The sequence below is a fragment of the Loktanella sp. M215 genome, from assembly GCF_021735925.1.
Classification (GTDB): Bacteria; Pseudomonadota; Alphaproteobacteria; order Rhodobacterales; family Rhodobacteraceae; genus Loktanella.
Map to the genome: position 1 here is coordinate 2,599,451 of NZ_WMEA01000001.1, position 16,664 is coordinate 2,616,114.

General features: G+C 66.4%; 17 protein-coding genes. 12 read left to right on the forward strand and 5 right to left on the reverse strand.

Annotated elements, in window-relative coordinates:
• Window positions 1-8: 8 nt before the first annotated feature.
• Window positions 9-617: an outer membrane protein gene (locus GLR48_RS12760; RefSeq protein ID WP_237061991.1), complete on the forward strand. Its 609-nt coding sequence runs from the start codon at window positions 9-11 to the stop codon at window positions 615-617.
• Between the two features lie 113 nt (window positions 618-730).
• Here GLR48_RS12760 and GLR48_RS12765 read toward each other — a convergent pair whose 3' ends face one another.
• Together GLR48_RS12765 and GLR48_RS12770 are read right to left on the reverse strand one after the other, a co-directional pair.
• The gene (locus GLR48_RS12765) at window positions 731-1,903 is read right to left on the reverse strand and encodes a pyridoxal phosphate-dependent aminotransferase (RefSeq protein ID WP_237061993.1); all 1,173 of its coding nucleotides are present in this window, start codon (window positions 1,901-1,903) and stop codon (window positions 731-733) included.
• Window positions 1,904-1,934: 31 nt separating this feature from the next.
• Window positions 1,935-2,099 carry a hypothetical protein gene (locus tag GLR48_RS12770; protein WP_237061994.1) on the reverse strand — a complete coding sequence of 55 codons (165 nt, stop codon included), beginning with the start codon at window positions 2,097-2,099 and terminating at the stop codon, window positions 1,935-1,937.
• Between the two features lie 185 nt (window positions 2,100-2,284).
• Here GLR48_RS12770 and cysS point away from each other — a divergent pair, with 185 nt between their 5' ends.
• Genes cysS through GLR48_RS12785 form a run of 3 tightly spaced genes read left to right on the forward strand, consistent with a single transcriptional unit; the run spans window position 2,285 to window position 6,182 of the window.
• Window positions 2,285-3,730, forward strand: coding sequence for a cysteine--tRNA ligase (cysS, locus tag GLR48_RS12775; RefSeq protein ID WP_237061996.1), 1,446 nt, complete (start codon window positions 2,285-2,287; stop codon window positions 3,728-3,730).
• Between the two features lie 34 nt (window positions 3,731-3,764).
• Window positions 3,765-5,384: a citramalate synthase gene (gene cimA / locus GLR48_RS12780; protein WP_237062000.1), complete on the forward strand. Its 1,620-nt coding sequence runs from the start codon at window positions 3,765-3,767 to the stop codon at window positions 5,382-5,384.
• A gap of 30 nt (window positions 5,385-5,414) precedes the next feature.
• The gene (locus GLR48_RS12785) at window positions 5,415-6,182 is read left to right on the forward strand and encodes a squalene/phytoene synthase family protein (RefSeq protein ID WP_237062001.1); all 768 of its coding nucleotides are present in this window, start codon (window positions 5,415-5,417) and stop codon (window positions 6,180-6,182) included.
• Here the strand turns inward: GLR48_RS12785 and GLR48_RS12790 are convergent.
• Genes GLR48_RS12790 through cobA form a run of 3 tightly spaced genes read right to left on the reverse strand, consistent with a single transcriptional unit; the run spans window position 6,179 to window position 9,587 of the window.
• Complete coding sequence (locus GLR48_RS12790) at window positions 6,179-7,393, reverse strand: MFS transporter (RefSeq protein ID WP_237062002.1); 1,215 nt, start codon at window positions 7,391-7,393, stop codon at window positions 6,179-6,181. The genes GLR48_RS12785 and GLR48_RS12790 overlap by 4 nt on opposite strands.
• A gap of 27 nt (window positions 7,394-7,420) precedes the next feature.
• A complete protein-coding gene (locus GLR48_RS12795; protein ID WP_237062006.1) occupies window positions 7,421-8,683 on the reverse strand; it encodes a cobyrinate a,c-diamide synthase in 1,263 nt (420 codons plus the stop codon).
• A gap of 52 nt (window positions 8,684-8,735) precedes the next feature.
• Window positions 8,736-9,587: a uroporphyrinogen-III C-methyltransferase gene (cobA, locus tag GLR48_RS12800; protein ID WP_237064540.1), complete on the reverse strand. Its 852-nt coding sequence runs from the start codon at window positions 9,585-9,587 to the stop codon at window positions 8,736-8,738.
• Window positions 9,588-9,672: 85 nt separating this feature from the next.
• On the opposite strand from cobA, the gene GLR48_RS12805 reads away from it, so the two are divergent.
• The 8 genes from GLR48_RS12805 to pgl all read left to right on the forward strand — a co-directional run bounded on the left by GLR48_RS12805 (window position 9,673) and on the right by pgl (window position 16,664).
• Window positions 9,673-10,719, forward strand: a complete 1,047-nt coding sequence (locus GLR48_RS12805; RefSeq protein ID WP_237062008.1) for a cobalt-precorrin-5B (C(1))-methyltransferase — start codon at window positions 9,673-9,675, stop codon at window positions 10,717-10,719.
• Window positions 10,716-11,444, forward strand: a complete 729-nt coding sequence (locus tag GLR48_RS12810; protein WP_237062009.1) for a cobalt-precorrin-6A reductase — start codon at window positions 10,716-10,718, stop codon at window positions 11,442-11,444. The genes GLR48_RS12805 and GLR48_RS12810 overlap by 4 nt, the downstream gene beginning before the upstream one ends.
• Window positions 11,441-12,070, forward strand: a complete 630-nt coding sequence (locus GLR48_RS12815) for a DNA-3-methyladenine glycosylase family protein (protein WP_237062014.1) — start codon at window positions 11,441-11,443, stop codon at window positions 12,068-12,070. Before GLR48_RS12810 ends, GLR48_RS12815 begins: the two co-directional genes overlap by 4 nt.
• Entirely contained in the window at window positions 12,067-12,735 is a 669-nt protein-coding gene (locus GLR48_RS12820; RefSeq protein ID WP_237062016.1) for an alpha/beta hydrolase, read from the forward strand. Before GLR48_RS12815 ends, GLR48_RS12820 begins: the two co-directional genes overlap by 4 nt.
• 61 nt (window positions 12,736-12,796) lie before the next feature.
• Window positions 12,797-13,543 carry a GGDEF domain-containing protein gene (locus GLR48_RS12825; RefSeq protein WP_237062020.1) on the forward strand — a complete coding sequence of 249 codons (747 nt, stop codon included), beginning with the start codon at window positions 12,797-12,799 and terminating at the stop codon, window positions 13,541-13,543.
• Window positions 13,544-13,718: 175 nt separating this feature from the next.
• Entirely contained in the window at window positions 13,719-14,303 is a 585-nt protein-coding gene (locus tag GLR48_RS12830) for an HNH endonuclease (protein ID WP_237062024.1), read from the forward strand.
• Window positions 14,304-14,438: 135 nt separating this feature from the next.
• A complete protein-coding gene (zwf, locus tag GLR48_RS12835) occupies window positions 14,439-15,893 on the forward strand; it encodes a glucose-6-phosphate dehydrogenase (RefSeq protein ID WP_237062031.1) in 1,455 nt (484 codons plus the stop codon).
• Window positions 15,894-15,992: 99 nt separating this feature from the next.
• Window positions 15,993-16,664 carry a 6-phosphogluconolactonase gene (gene pgl, locus GLR48_RS12840; RefSeq protein WP_237064541.1) on the forward strand — a complete coding sequence of 224 codons (672 nt, stop codon included), beginning with the start codon at window positions 15,993-15,995 and terminating at the stop codon, window positions 16,662-16,664.

Consider the following 16,664-nt stretch of genomic DNA (forward strand, 5'->3'; position numbering starts at 1 on the left):
ATGATAAAATGAAAAACGTAATGATCCTCGGTGCCGTTGTCGCCATGGCATCCGCATCCGCAGCAACCGCCGGCGGCCTTGCAGAGCCCGTCATGGAGCCTGCACCCGCTGCTGTCATCACGCCGATGGCGCCGATGTCCAGCGACTGGTCCGGCTTCTACCTGGGTGCGCAAGCTGGCGTCGGCAAAGCAGAGTTCGACGGCACCTTCGGTGGCGCAACCCTGGCCGACCAAGACCTGAACAACTACGGCGTGCACGCCGGCTACCTCTACGATCTGGGCAGCTTCGTGCTGGGTGGCGAACTGGCTTACGACAAGCTGGACGTCGACACCTACGGTGACAACAACGACGTCATCCGCGCCGGTGTGCTGGCTGGCTACGACGCCGGTCGCTTCATGCCCTACCTGGCCGGCGGTTACGCCTACCTGGACACCGATGCATTCGGCACCAGCCAGAACGACAACGGCTACTACTACGGTGTGGGTGCAACCTACGCTGTGACGTCGAGCATCCGCGTTGGCGTCGAGTACCTGGAGCACCGCTTCGACGATTTCGACAACACCGGCGTCGACATCAAAGCCAAGACCACCTCGCTGAAGGCCTCCTTCGCGTTCTGATCTGACTTGAGATCGAGACGGAACGGGCATCCCGAAAGGGGTGCCCGTTTTGCTGTGCGGTCCGCGGATTGTCCAAGAGTTTCGATGAGGCGCGCGCAGTCCGGCGCGCGGTGTCAGTCGATGCGTGTCGCGGCAAAGGCCGCGATACGGCGGACGGCATCGCCCAGCCGCGCGTCGTCCACGGTCATGGCAACACGGATATGACCGGCCCCGCCCTGACCGAAACTTTCGCCCGGCATGACGCCGATCAGTTCCGCATTCAGCAGGGCATTGGCAAAGGTTTCGCCGTCCATGCCGGTCGCACGGATATCGAGCATCGCATACATCGCGCCGGAAATCGGTGCGGCGCGAATTGCGTTCTGTCCTGCCAGTGCGTCCAGCACGATCTGGCGGCGCCGCCGAAAGGGGGCGGCGACCGCTTCCTCTGCTGCCGCACCCTGCGACAGGGCAAAGACGGCGGCATCCTGCACGAAGCCCGCCACGCCGTAGGTGTTGTGGGTCGCAAGGTTGTGGATCGCATCAACGACATCGGCGGGCCCGCAGATCCAGCCGATCCGGCTGCCGGTCATCGCATGGCTTTTTGACAGAGAGTTCACGACCAGCGTCCGCTCGGCCATGCCGGGCAGGGCGCGGGGGCTGATGTGCTCACCCTCCCAGACCTGCGTGTCGTAAACCTCGTCAGAGATCAGCCACAGGTCGTGATCCTGGCAGACGCCAGCGATGTCATCCATCGTGTCGGCACCGTAGACCGCACCTGTCGGATTGTTGGGCGAATTGATCAGCAGGGACGTGGCACCCTTGGCCGCGTCTTCCAGATCCGGGCGCTGCGGCTGGAATCCGTGATCGGCGTGCACCTGAATGGCGCGCGGCACCGCGCCCACGGCGCGGATCGTGCCGGGATAGGTGGCGTAATAGGGGTCGATGAACAGCGCCGTATCGCCGGGATCGCAGGCGGCATGGTGGGCGGCGAACAGGGCCGCCTGACCGCCGGGCATGATCACGATATTCTCGGGCCCTGTCGGCACGCCGGTCCGGGTCGCGATCCGGTCCGCCACCGCTGCCCGCAGATCGTCGTTGCCGACCACGAGGGCGTAGCCCGTGTTGCCGCCCACAGCCGACCGGTTCATCGCATCAAGGATCGCGCGGTCCGTGCCGATGTCATGTTCGCCCATGGTCAGCTGGACGACGGGCAGGCCCGCGGCTTTCATGGCGCGGGCGCGGTAATAGACCGCCCAGCCGTCAGAGCCGCCGCCGGTGATATTCTGGATACGAGAGGACATTTTCATGGCCGCACCCAACCGGGCGGCGTGCCCCGTGTCAACCCGCAGCGTCGGGCGCCCGGGGCGGCGTGGCCTGCACCTTGCGAGTCAGGCTGGACCGCACAAGGCGGTCGGAAACGGCGATCGGGTGCGCGATCTCATCCGTCGCGGCCTTCAGCGGGACGGACACCCAGCTGGCGTGGCCGCAGGGTGCCGTGGTCAACGGGTCTGCGTCAGACCTCTCGACAGGGGCGGGGGGCGGTGGTAAGGATCGTTTCATGAACAAGCGCTGCACCCTCATTTGCTGCATTATTCCCTGCTGATCCAGTCCGCGGGCCGCTTTTTCACGTTTCATCCCTGAACTTGATGATCTAGGCCCGCAGGCGTAACCGCCCGTGCGAGGCCCCCATGACCGCTGACGACACCCTCATCCGCCTGCAGAACACCAAGACCCGTCGCCGCGAGGTGTTCGAGCCGCTCGATCCCGCGCGCATCGGCATCTACCTCTGCGGCCCGACGGTTTATGACCGCGCCCATCTGGGCAACGCGCGCCCAGTGCTGGTGTTCGACGTGCTCTACCGCCTGTTGCGGCAGGTCTACGGTGCGGACCACGTGGTTTACGTGCGTAACTTTACCGACGTCGATGACAAGATCAACGCCCGCGCCGCCGAGGCGGGCCGCGAAATCGGTGACATCACCGCCGAGACGATCCGCTGGTACCACGACGACATGGACGCGCTGGGCGCGTTGCGGCCCGATCATGAGCCGCGCGCGACCGATTTCATCGGCGCCATGGTCGACATGATCCGCGAGTTGATCGCCCACGGCAACGCCTACGAGGCCGAAGGCCATGTGCTCTTCGCCGTCGACAGCTACGAGGAATACGGTGCCCTGTCGGGGCGGTCGCTGGACGACATGATCGCAGGCGCTCGGGTCGAAGTCGCGCCCTACAAGCGCAACCCGATGGATTTCGTGCTGTGGAAACCCTCTGGCGCGGGCCAGCCCGGCTGGGACAGCCCCTGGGGCATCGGCCGTCCGGGCTGGCATATCGAATGTTCCGCCATGTCCCGCGCGCTGCTGGGACCGGCTTTTGATATCCATGGCGGCGGCAACGACCTGCTGTTCCCGCACCACGAAAATGAGATCGCCCAGTCCTGCTGCGCCGACCCGGACGCAGGTTTCGCGACCTACTGGCTGCACAACGAGATGCTGCAGGTCGAAGGCAAGAAGATGTCCAAGTCGCTTGGCAACTTCTTTACCGTCCGCGACCTGCTGGATCAGGGTGTCAGCGGCGAGGTGATCCGCCTTGTCATGCTGGGCACGCATTATGGCAAGCCGATGGACTGGACGACGCGCAAGCGCGACGACGCAGACGCAACCCTGCGCCGCTGGTATGGCATCCTTGCGGGCCACGGCTTTGGCCCTGCGCTGATCCGGGCGCTGAAGGCGGACGGGCAGTGGCAGCCCGACGAAGAGTTCCTTGGCGTGCTGGCAAACGATCTGAATACCCCCGGTGCTATCGCGCGGCTGCATGTGCTTGCCAAGGGCAAGACGCCGGCGCAACTGGCGGGCTTTGCCTTCGGCCTTGATCTGCTGGGGTTCGTGCCGGACTGGGCCGATCTGCCGCGGCTTGCGGGCGGCGAAGGCGGGGCCTCCGTGGACGAGGCGACGGCGGCGCGGATCGACGCCCTGCTGGCGACGCGCGCGCAGGCGCGGGCGGCCAAGGACTGGGATCTGGCCGACCGGGTGCGCGACGTGCTGACGGCGGCGGGTGTCGTGGTGACGGACGTGGGCGGTCAGGCCAGCTGGCAACCCGGTCCTGACTTCGACGCCGCGGCGCTGGAGGAGATGTAATGCCACGTCTTCTCGACCTTCTGGAGGCCGCGTTATGACCAAGGAAAGACTCTATCTCTACGACACGACGCTGCGCGACGGGCAGCAGACTCAAGGGGTGCAGTTTTCGACATCGGAAAAGCTGAAGATCACTGCTGTGCTGGACGCGCTGGGCGTGGACTACGTCGAAGGCGGCTGGCCCGGCGCGAATCCGACGGATTCGGAATACTTCGATCAGGTCGGACCGATGCGCCCGACGCTTGTGGCCTTTGGCATGACCAAGCGTGCCGGACGGTCGGCCGAGAATGACGATGTCCTTGCTGCCGTGCTCAATGCCAAGACGCCCGCCGTCTGTCTGGTCGGCAAAAGCCATTCTTTCCACGTCTCGACCGCACTGGGCATCACGAACGCCGAGAACACCGAGAACATCCGCGCCTCTGTCGCGCATATCGTGACACAGGGGCGCGAGGCGATGCTGGACGCTGAGCATTTCTTTGACGGCTACGCAGCCGATCCCGTCTACGCGCTGGAGGCGGTGCATGCCGCCCATGACGCGGGCGCGCGCTGGATCGTGCTGTGCGATACCAACGGCGGCAGCCTGCCCGACGACGTGGGCCGCGTGGTGGCCGAGGTGATCGCCTCGGGTATTCCGGGCGACAAGCTGGGCATCCATACGCACAACGACACCGAACACGCCGTGGCCAATACCCTCGCTGCGGTCCTTGCCGGAGCGCGTCAGGTACAGGGCACGCTGAACGGTCTGGGCGAGCGCTGCGGCAACGCCAATCTGACGACACTGATCCCGACGCTGCTGCTGAAGGAACCCTTCGCCAGCCGGTTTGAGACGGGCGTCACGATGGAGGCGCTGGCGGGTCTGAAAAAAGCCAGCCGGGTACTGGATGACATCCTGAACCGCGTGCCGGCCAAGCAGGCGGCCTATGTCGGCGCCTCTGCCTTTGCCCACAAGGCCGGGTTGCACGCCAGCGCCATCGCCAAGGACCCGACCACCTACGAACACATCGACCCGTCGCTTGTGGGCAACGCCCGCATCGTGCCGATGTCCAATCAGGCGGGCCAGTCGAACCTGCGCGAACGGCTGATGCAGGCGGGGCTGGAGGTCGCGCGTGACGATCCGCGCCTGCCGCGCATCCTCGACCGGATCAAGGACATGGAAAGCCGCGGCTATTCCTATGACACCGCACAGGCGAGTTTCGAGCTGCTGGCGCGGCGCGAACTGGGCCTGCTGCCGGAATTCTTCGAGGTCAAGCGCTACCGCGTGACGGTCGAGAGACGGCGCAACAAGAAGGGCCGTATGGTCAGCCTGTCAGAGGCCGTCGTCGTGGTGAAGATCGCCGGCGACAAGGTGCTGAACGTATCCGAGAGCATCGGTCCCGACGGGTCCGACCGCGGCCCTGTCAACGCGCTGTCACGCGCTTTGGCCAAGGACCTTGGCCCCTATCAGGCGATCATCGACGACATGCGGCTGGTCGACTTCAAGGTGCGGATCACCGACGGCGGGACCGAGGCGGTGACCCGCGTCATCATCGACAGCGCGGATGGTCAGGGCCGCACGTGGTCCACCGTGGGCGTCTCGGCGAACATCGTCGATGCGTCCTTTGATGCTTTGCTGGATGCGATCAACTGGAAACTGATCCGCGACGGGGCAGAGGTCTGACTTTGAGTATTTGGGAAAAAGCGAGGACAGATGAGCTTTGACGCCTGTGCCGCACTGGTCGAGCGCGGCGATCCGATGCGGTTTCGCGCGACGATGGCCGTGCCCGTCGCGGCGCGGCGCGTGCTGTTTCCGCTTTATGCCTTCAACCTCGAGGTCGCGCGCGCGCCTTGGTTGACCAAGGAGGCGATGATCGCCGAGATGCGCCTGCAATGGTGGCGCGATGTGCTGGCCGAGATTGCCGCAGGTGGCCCGGTGCGCAGCCACGAGGTGACGGATGCGCTGGCACAGGTCCTCGATCCGCAGGGCGCGCGTGATCTGGATGCGCTGATCGACGTGCGGCGCTGGGATATCTACAGCGATGCCTTCGCGGATCCGGCGCATTTCGAGCGCTACATCGATGGCACGTCCGGTGCGCTGATGGGCACGGCGGCACGGCTGCTAGGTGAGGCTGACCCGCAGGTGGTCGCCGATTTCGCCTATGGTAGCGGTGTCGCGAATTTTCTGCGCGCGATTCCGGCGCTGGAAAACGAAGGCCGCAGGCCGCTGGTCGACGGCACCATAGATGGCGTACGCGAACTGGCACAGACTGCGCTGAAGCGGCTCGACAGCGCGCGGGGACGGCATCGCGCCGTCTCGGGCGCTGCGGGGGCGGCGCTTGTGTCGGGCTGGCAGGCGCGACCAGTGCTGGACCACGCCGCGCGCGATCCGCAAAGCGTGGCGGTGGGGGGGCTGGACCCTGCGCCGTTCGCGGACCGGCTGCGATTGCTGCGCGTCGCGACCTTTGGCTGGTGGCGCTAGGCGGGCGTCCGGCGTGACGAAAAGGCGAGCCAGATCAGCGCGCCCGCGGCCAGCGCGATCAGCGGCAGCATCGCGAGGTTGACCATGTCCCAGCCCTGCACCGGGCTGCCGCCGGAACAGTTCATCAACCCGCCGGATGTGACCGACGCGACCGTCACCATGCCAAAGACGATGGTGTCGTTCAGCCCCTGTACGACGCCACGCTCAGCCGTGTTGTGCGATCCGGCCAGCATCGTCGTCGCGCCGATGAAACCGAAGTTCCACCCCATCCCCAGCAGCACCAGCGCGCCGAAGAAATGCGTCAGGGTGACGCCCGACAGCGCCACGATTCCGGCCGCGGTCAGGATGGCCAGACCCGTGCCCACGATCCGCGTGACGCCGAAGCGGGCGATCAGGTGGCCGGTAAAGAAGCTCGGCAGATACATCGCGATGACATGGGCCGAGACGATGTCGTTGGCGTTGTTCTTGGTGAACCCGCAGCCCACGACCGCCAGCGGGGTCGAGGTCATCACGAGGTTCATCAGCGCGTAGGACACCATCGCGCAGATAATCGCGACGACGATGCGCGGATCGCGCAGCAACTCGCGTCGGGTGCGGGGCGGGATCGCGCTGACCTGCTGCGGCTGGCCCCGGGTGCCTTTGGGCAGGTCGAGGAACCAGAACAGCGACATCCCGATGATGTTGATCGCCGCCACGGCGAGGTAGGTGCCGAGAAACGGCACCACCAGCGCGTCCTGCACCAGCTTGTTCAGCTGCGGCCCGATCAGGGCCGAGATCAACCCGCCCGCGAGGACGTAGGAAATCGCCTTGGGCTTGAAGTCGTCCGACGCCGTGTCGGCTGCGGCAAAGCGATAGAAGCCTTGCGCGCTCATGTAGATGCCGGTGAAGAACGATCCGAGCAGCAGCACGGCAAAGGATCCGATGTACAGGCCGTAGGCCGCGATCAGTGCGCCCAGCGCCCCTGCGCTGGCGCCCAGCACGAAGCCAAAGCGACGACCCCGACGCTGCATCAGCGGTGACAGCCAGGGGGCGGTGGTCATGGAACTGAAGACGATAAAGCTGATCGGCAGGGTGGCAAGGCAGATGTTGGGCGATAGCATGCCGCCCGCAAGGCCGCCGATCACGAAGATCATCGGCATCTGCGCCCCCAGAAAGGCCTGCGCCGCCACGAGGACCGTCACATTGCGCCTGGCGCGGGAATCGTCGATCATCGTCAGGCCCTCATTGCTTTGCGAGCCTTATGCCCGGTCGATCAGATGGGCGAAAGACCCCGCGACACGGCCCAGTCGCAGGCCCATTGGCGGCAAGGCCGTGCCTTCCGCATCGGTCGCGGCGAACAGGGGGTCGCCCTGTGCTGTGACGGTCGTTGCATAATGGAACTCGTGACCGCGCCAGTCACCCGCAAAGGGTCCTGACGCGGCGGTCAGGTGGCGATAACCCAGATGCAGGCGGCGCTGCGCGAAAGAGGTTTCGAGGCGCAGCAGTCCGGCCATGTGGTGGGTGTGCCCGTCGGCATCCGTCAGGCCGTCGCCAAGCACCATGTAGCCGCCACATTCTCCAAAGATATGGGTATTTTGCGCGCTATTCCTGAGGCTATTCATGAAAGTTCTTGCCGCTGCAATCCGGGCGGCGTGAAGCTCTGGATAGCCGCCGGGCAGGATGATCAGATCCGCCTGCGGCACCGTCTCGTCCGCGAGGGGAGAGAAGAAGGTGATCTGCGCACCGGCGGCGCGCCATTCGGCCGTCTGGTGCGGATAGAGGAACGAAAACGCGGCGTCCCGCGCAATGGCGATGTGTTGCGCCGGCGGTGGTTGGACATGCGCCGGGGCCTGCGGCAGGGCGGTGGCGCAGGCCATCAGCGCCGCCATGTCGCAGCCATCGGCGATCCAGTCTGCGGCACGGTCCAGAAAGGCGTTCAGGTCCGGATCCTCTGACGCCTGATGCAACCCGAGGTGCCGTGCGGGGCGCGCCAGATCTGTGCTGCGCGGCAGGGTGCCGAGGCAGGGCATGTCGATGGCGGCCAGCGCCCGCCGCAGCATCGTGCCGTGGCGATCCGATCCCACGTTGTTGAGGATCACGCCCGCGATGCGCACGGACTGATCGTGCCGGGCGAAGCCCGCGACCAGCGGGGCGATGGACTGCGCCATGCGTGCCGCATCGACGATCAGCACAACCGGCAGATCCAGCAGGCGCGCCAGATCGGCTGTGGCGCCCCGTCCGTCGGGCGGTGCGCCGTCGAAAAGGCCCATGGCGCCTTCGATCACCAGCAGGTCCGGCGTGGCGGCACGGGCCGCGATGGCCTGCGGTGTCATCGCCCAGGCGTCGAGGTTCAGGCAGGGTCGGCCCGTCGCCGCCGCATGATAGCCGGGGTCGATATAGTCGGGGCCTGATTTCGCGCCGCGCACGGCAATCCCGGCGCGGGTCAGGGCGCGCAGCAGGCCGAGTGTGACGGTGGTCTTGCCGCTGCCAGAGGACGGGGCGGCGAGGATCAGGCCCGGCATCGGTCGCGGCGTGCCTCTGGCGGACGTTTATCTGGCCAGATGAAAGGGATCGTCATGCGCTTTCGGCGGGCAGACCGCGCCCGAGCGGGTCGAGGTTGCGCGGTGCCTCGCCCGCCGCCATGCCCTGCCAGTCGAGGACCTGCCGCATCAGGACGGACCGGCCGATGCAGATGATCGCCGGCGGCTCCAGTCCGGCGGCGTCGATGTCGGCGACCACGGTGCCGAGGGTGGTTTCGAGCACGCGCTGCTCCGGTGTCGTGGCCGTGGTGACCACGGCCACCGGCTCTGACGGGTTGCGGCCCGCGTCCAGCAGGTGGCCGGCGATCTGGGCGATGTGCTTCATCCCCATGTAGATCACGATGACCTGAGAGCCTTTCGCGATGCTCTGCCAGTCCAGCGCGCCGGGGGTGTTGCCGCTTTGGTCGTGGCCGGTGACGAAGGTGACTGCTTGGTTCACGTCGCGGTGGGTGACGGGGATGCCGGCGTAGGCCAGGCCCCCGATGCCCGCGCTGATGCCGGGGATGATGCGGACCCGGACGCCGTGCTGGACCAGCGTCTGCGCCTCTTCGCCGCCACGGCCAAAGACGAAGGGGTCGCCGCCTTTCAGCCGCAGCACGCGCTTGCCCGCGCGCGCGAGGTCCACCAGCCGCAGCGAGATGTCGCGCTGCTTGGCGGAGGGTTTGCCACCGCGCTTGCCGGCGTAGATGTGCGTCGCCTGTGGCGCCCAGGCGAGGATCGCCTCTTGCACCAGTGCATCGTAGATCACGACGTCCGCCTGCCGCAGGGCGTTCAGCGCATGCAGCGTCAGCAGGCCCGGATCGCCGGGGCCCGCACCGCAGAGCCAGACCCAGCCCGGATGCATCACGGGCCAGTCGTGGGCGGGAAGGGAAAGGTCCTGTGCCATGACCCGGTTATGGCGCGATTGGCGGGCATTGAAAAGCGCGGGATGCGGCATTTCCAAGGGGTCCGCCCACCGCTAGTGTCGCGCCATGACACGCAGACCCGAAGGCCCCTTGCGCCGTGGCTGGACCACCGGCGCCTGCGCCACCGCCGCAACGCGGGCGGCGCTGATGCGGCTGTGGGGCGGCGCGTTTCCCCAGACCGTGCAGATCACCTTGCCCAGGGGCGAGACGCCGGTCTTTGCGGTGGCGCATAGTGCGGCAGGGCCGGGCTGGGCCGAGGTCGGCATCACCAAGGATGCGGGCGACGATCCCGACGTGACGCACGGCGCCTTGATCGTCGTGCGGGTCGCCGCCGGCGCGGGTGGCGTGCAATTCCGTGCGGGTGACGGCGTGGGCACCGTGACCCGCGCCGGTTTGCCGGTTGACGTGGGCGAGCCCGCGATCAATCCGGTGCCACGGCAGATGATGACCGAACAGGTCACAGCGCTTGCCGCCTTGTACGGGCAGATGCCGGATGTGACGCTCACGGTCAGCATCCCCGGCGGGGCCGCGATCGCGCTGAAGACCTGGAACCCGCGCCTTGGGATCGTGGGCGGGCTGTCGGTGCTGGGGACCACGGGCATCGTGCGGCCGTTCAGCTGTGCGGCGTGGATCGCGTCCATCCACCGTGGCATCGATGTGGCGCGGGCGGCGGGACTGACCCATGTCGCAGGTTGTACCGGCGCCACCAGCGAAGCCTCGGTGCAGGCGCTGCACGGTCTGCCGGATCACGCGATGCTCGACATGGGTGATTTCGCGGGGGGCATGCTGAAATATCTGGCGCGGCACCCGGTGCCACGCGTGACCATCGGCGGCGGTATCGGCAAGCTGACCAAGCTCGCGCAGGGGGCGATGGACCTGCATTCCGGCCGCAGTCAGGTGGATTTCGCGGTCCTCGCGGCGCTGAGCGGTCACCCGGAGGTGGCAGAGGCCAACACCGCCTTGCAGGCGCTGCAGATCGCGGGCACACCCTTGGCGCAGGCGGTGGCCGACCGGGCGCTGCAGGTCGTCGATGCGCAATTCGGAGGCGAGATGACATTCGACATCGTGGTGATCGACCGGGCGGGCGCCGTGCTGGCACGGGCGGGCGCATGACGGTCCTGCTGCTGGCCGGCACCGGCGACGCGCGGCAGATCGCCGAGGGTCTGGCGCAGGCGGGTGTCCCGGCGGTGGCCTCGTTTGCGGGTGCCACGCAGCGGGCGCGGCCCTTGCCGCTGGCGACCCGGACCGGCGGCTTTGGCGGAGAGGCGGGGTTCGTGGCCTATCTGGATCAGGCCGGGATCACCGCCGTGCTTGACGCGACACACCCCTTTGCCGACCGCATCACGCGGCGCACGGCGCAGGTCTGTGCCGCGCGCGGCATTCCTTATCTGTATCACCTGCGCCCCGCCTGGCAGCCCGAGGACGGCGACGACTGGCGCGAGATCGCGCGCGAGGAAGACGCCGCAGACCTGATCCCGGTGGGCAGGACGGTGTTTCTGGGCACCGGGCGACAGACCCTCGACCGGTTCGCCAATCTGGCGGGGCGGCGCGTGATCTGTCGCCAGATCGACCCGCCGACGGCGCCGTTCCCCTTCGCAGGGGGTGAGTTCCTGATCGGGCGGCCGCCGTTCTCGGTCGCGCACGAGAGGGACCTGTTCGCCGCCCTCGGGATCGACTGGATCGTAGTCAAGAACGCCGGCGGCGAGGCCAGCCGTACGAAACTGACGGCGGCGCGTGAACTTGGAATCCCGGTGCTGATGATCCGCAGGCCAGACCCACCCGACGCGCCGATGACCGACAGTGTCGACGCCGCAGTTGCCTGGGCCACGGGCCTGTGACGGGGCGGATCATTCAGGGCGATACCTGCGTGGCCGAAGGGGCGGCGTGGCTGGCCGAGACGGACCCTCGGTTTGCCCCTGCCCTGCGCGACTGCAGCCCTTTGCCGTTGCGCCTGCGGCCCGACGGGTTCCCGGCGCTGGTTTCGGCGATCTGTGGCCAGCAGGTCAGTGTCGCGTCGGCGCGCGCGATCTTCGGTCGGCTGCAGGATGCGGGGATGACCTGTCCCGACCGTGTCAGGGCGTCGACCGAAGACGACTTGCGCAGCCTCGGCCTGTCGCGGCCCAAGGCGCGCTATGTGCAGGCGCTGGCCGACGCTGATATTGATTACGACGCCCTGCGGACCCTGCCGACCGAGGATGTCATCGCGACGCTGGTCCGCGTCCCCGGCATCGGTCTCTGGACGGCCGAGATCTATGCCATGTTCAGCCTGGGCCGCGCCGACGTGATCGCACCCGGCGATCTGGCCCTGCAGGAAGGTGCGCGGATGCTGTTCGATCTGCCAACGCGGCCCACGGACAAGGCGCTGCGCGCGATGGCGCAGGACTGGTCGCCGTGGCGGTCGGTTGCGGCACGGCTGCTCTGGGCCTATTACGCAAGGATGACATCACGCGAGGGGATCCGATGACACGCGCATTGAACGCAGGCCGCAAGGAACCGGCATCGGGAGAGGTCCGCGCCGCGGTCGTCTTTCTGCACGGCTATGGCGCCAACGGGGCCGACCTGCTGGGGCTGGCCGATCCGCTGGCAGAACATCTGCCGGACACGCTTTTCATCGCACCCGACGCGCCAGAGGCCTGTGCCGGGGCGCCGATGGGATTCCAATGGTTCCCGATCCCCTGGATCGACGGGTCGTCCGAGGAGGAGTCAGAGGACGGCCTGCGCCACGCGGCGGCCGACCTGAACGCCTTTCTTGACGGTCTGATGGTGGACGAGGACCTGCTGCCCGAACAGGTCATGGTGCTGGGCTTTTCCCAAGGCACGATGATGGCGCTGCACGTCCTGCCGCGGCGCGAGGATCCCGTCGCCGGTCTGGTCGCGTTCTCGGGTCGCCTGCTGCAACCGGAGCTGCTGGTGGACGAGGTCGTCAGCCGTCCCCCCGTGCTGCTGATTCACGGCGATCAGGACAACGTGGTGCCGCCGCAATCCCTGCCGCTGGCGGCAGAGGCGCTGCAGGGCGCCGGCTGGACCGAGGTCTTTGCCCATGTGATGAAGGGGACCGCCCACGGCATCGCGCCTGACGGGTTGCAGGTGGCGCTCGCCTTCATGGCCGACCGGCTGGGAATGGATTGATTAGGGTTTCATTTCCGTTTTCGTTATACTCTTCTGTCATGGCGCAAGAGGCGGACGTGACATGAACAGGCTGGTTGACATATGCGCCCCAAGGGGCGCGTTTGATTTCGCCCTCAAACTGCTGGGCCTGCTGCTGGCGATCGGTGCCCTGAACTGGCTCCGCGATACGCTGGATGGCGACGCGGAATCCATGGGATTTTTGATCAATACCCGGGATGCCGCCTTTGTCGGCGCACCCTTTGTGATCTTGGCGTTGCTGCTGATCGGGCATCTGGCGAAGCTGCAACGCCAATTGATCACGCTGGCGGCGACCGACATGCTGACCGGCCTGCCGAACCGCCGCGCCTTTATCGACCGCATTTCAGAAGCGGGGCGGTTGCGCGACGCGGGCACCTTCCTGATGATCGACCTGGATCATTTCAAGCGGATCAACGACAGCTTTGGCCACCAGGTTGGCGATCTGTGCCTGTGTGCGGCCGCGACATTCATCTGCGAAGCCGCCCGCGACCCAATCACCTGCGCCCGCCTGGGCGGAGAAGAATTTGGAATCTTCGTCCCCGAAAACGGCAGCGATGTCGGGCCGCTTAGCGACCGGCTGGCCGCCGGGCTGACGGTGGATGCCGGGCGCAACGGGCTGATTGCATTGACGATGTCGATCGGCGTGCTGACCGCTGGCGGTGGCGAACCGCTGGGGCTGGTCATGGCGCGGGCGGATGCGGCGCTTTATGCCGCAAAGGCGGATGGCCGCGCCCGCGCGACGATCTGGACCCCGCGGATCGACGCCGTGCCGGTGGTGCGCACCGGCTAGGTCCGGGGCGGGTTGTCACACAGGCTTTACCTGCGCGCGTCACAAGACCGATATCTGGGGCAAATTTAAGTCTTGGTTTTTCAAAGCCCCCAGATATAGTTTTAGTGACGCGGCCGGTGCGGCCCCAGGCCACGGGTGCCGTCAGCCGACCGCCAGCAGATGGATGCAGGCGCGGATGGACGGTGATTTCAGAACGGAATTCGTACGCGAACCGGGGGCGTTGAAACACTTCCCCGCGTTGGTACTGAACGCGGATTACAGGCCCTTGTCATACTACCCCCTGTCGCTTTGGCCCTGGCAAGAGGCGGTGAAGGCGGCTTTCCTCGACCGGGTCACGATCATCTCGGAATATGAGGAAGAGGTGCACAGCCCGTCGACCCGCATCCGCATCCCGTCCGTCGTCGTGCTGAAGGATTTCGTCAAACCCCAAAAGCGCGTGGCCTTCACGCGCTTTAATTTATTTCTGCGCGACGAATTCTGCTGCCAGTATTGCGGCAGTCGTGGCGATCTGACCTTTGACCACGTCGTGCCGCGGGCGCGCGGCGGCGTCACCAGCTGGACCAACGTCGTCGCCGCCTGCAGCCCGTGCAACCTGCACAAGGGGTCCAAGCTGCTGAAACAGTCCGGCATGACCCTGCGCCACCCGCCACGCCAACCCGCAGCGGCAGAATTGAACAACATCGGCCGCAAGTTTCCACCGGGTCATCTGCACGACAGCTGGATGGATTACCTCTACTGGGATGCCGAACTGGAAGCGTGACGCCCGTTTTTGCGGCACCGCTGAATTCCGGTCGCCACCGGTGACGAACGGCGTCCCATCCGCTAGACTTTCCCGGTGCCGCTGGCTATCAGCAAGGCGTTAGCGCTAACGCGTTCCCCACTGCCCGGAGTTCTCATGGTCTCTCGCGTCATTCCCGTCGATGAATTCGACCTCGTCATCTTTGGCGGCACCGGAGATCTCGCCCGTCGCAAGATCCTGCCCGGCCTGTTCCGCCGCTATCTGGCGGGCCAGATGCCAAAGGGCAGCCGCATCATCGGCGCGGCCCGGTCCGATCTGGACAACGCGGGCTACCGTCAGATGATCGCAGAGGCCGTTGCCGAATTCGGCGGATCCGAGAAGACCGATTCCAAGGGCCTGAGCGAATTTCTGGCCGCCCTGCATTACGTGCCGATCGACGCGGTCGGTGACGGCGGCTGGTCGGAACTGGCAGGCCTGATGCGCGACAACGTCGTGCGCGCCTTCTACTTCTCGGTGGCACCCTCTCTCTTCGGTGATCTGGCGGAACGTCTGCACACCTACGCCATCGCGAACGCGGACAGCCGCATCGTCGTGGAAAAGCCCTTCGGTCGCGATCTGACCTCTGCCAAGGCGCTGAACGACACGCTGGCCACGCATTTTGCAGAAGGCCAGATCTATCGCATCGACCATTATTTGGGCAAGGAAACTGTCCAGAACCTGATGGCCGTCCGCTTTGGCAACGTGCTGTTCGAACCGCTGTGGAACAGCCACTACGTCGATCACATCCAGATCACCGTGGCCGAAACCGTCGGTGTCGGCGGGCGCGGGGCCTATTACGACAAGTCGGGCGCCATGCGTGACATGGTGCAGAACCACCTGATGCAGCTGCTGTGCCTGATCGCGATGGAACCGCCGTCGGTCTTTGGCGCCGACGAGGTGCGCGACGAAAAGTTGAAGGTCATCCGCGCCCTGCAGCCGGTCGAAAGCCACCACATCGTGCGTGGCCAGTATGACGCCAACGGCGACAGCCCCAGTTTCCGCGCCGACGTTGAAAACGCGCGCAGCTTTACCGAAAGCTTCATCGCGATGAAGGTGAACGTGTCGAACTGGCGCTGGGCGGACACCCCGTTCTATTTGCGGACCGGCAAGAAGATGAAGGCGCGCGCGTCCGAAATCGCGGTCGTGTTCAAGGATCTGGGCCATACGATCTTTGAAGGCGACACGGCGCGGCACCGCAACATCCTTGCTATCCGACTGCAGCCGAACGAAGGCATGGACCTGCAGGTCACGATCAAGGAACCGGGGCCGGGGGGCATGCGCCTGATCGATGTCCCGCTGGACATGACCTTTGCCGACGCGCTGGGCGACGACGCCGAACCCGCGACCGACGCCTACGAGCGGCTGATCATGGACGTGATCCGCGGCAACCAGACCCTGTTCATGCGCGGTGACGAAGTCGAGGCCGCCTGGGCCTGGACCGATCCGCTGATCAACGGCTGGGAGGCGCGCAACGACGTCCCCAAGATCTATGACCAGGGCAGCGCAGGACCCGAGGACGCCATGATGCTGATGCACCGCGACGGCCGACGGTGGCGCGACATCAAGGCCTAGGCCGATGCCTGCCGACGCGGGCCCGTCCATCGTTTGGCATCGGCCCGCGTCTGTGTTCTGCTCACCCCGAAGTCTTGCACTAAACGGAGGGCCATGGCCTTGGAACTGATCGAATATCCCGACGGCGAGATGATGATGATCGACCTTGCCGGAAAGCTGGCAAGCGAGTTGCGCCAGTCGCTGTTGAACCACGACCACGTATCCTTTGCCGTGCCGGGCGGCACGACGCCGGGTCCGGTCTTTGATAACCTGTGCTCGGCCAACCTCGACTGGTCCCGCGTCCACGTCATGCTGACCGACGAACGCTGGGTGCCGGAATCCTCTGACCGGTCGAATACCCGCCTGCTGCGCCGCCGCCTGCTGACCAACCGCGCGGCCGCGGCGACCTACGTTCCCCTCTACGCCGACGCGCCCACGCCAGAGGACAAGCTGGCCGAGTTGCAAGAGGCGCTGAAGCCCGAACTGCCGCTCTCGCTGGTCCTGCTGGGCATGGGCGCCGACATGCACACGGCCAGCATCTTTCCGGGGGCCGACCAACTGGATCTGGCGTTGAATGGCACCGACACGCTGGTCGCGATGCGCGCCCCCGGCGCGCCGGAACCGCGGATCACCCTGTCGGCGCGCGTGCTGCGCGAGGCCATGAGCCGCCATATCGTCATCGTGGGCAACGACAAGCGCGAGGCGCTGGAGCGCGCCAACGGCATGTCCCCGTCCGAAGCCCCCGTCGCGGCGATCCTGCCCGGCACCATCGTTCACTGGGCGGAGTCCTGA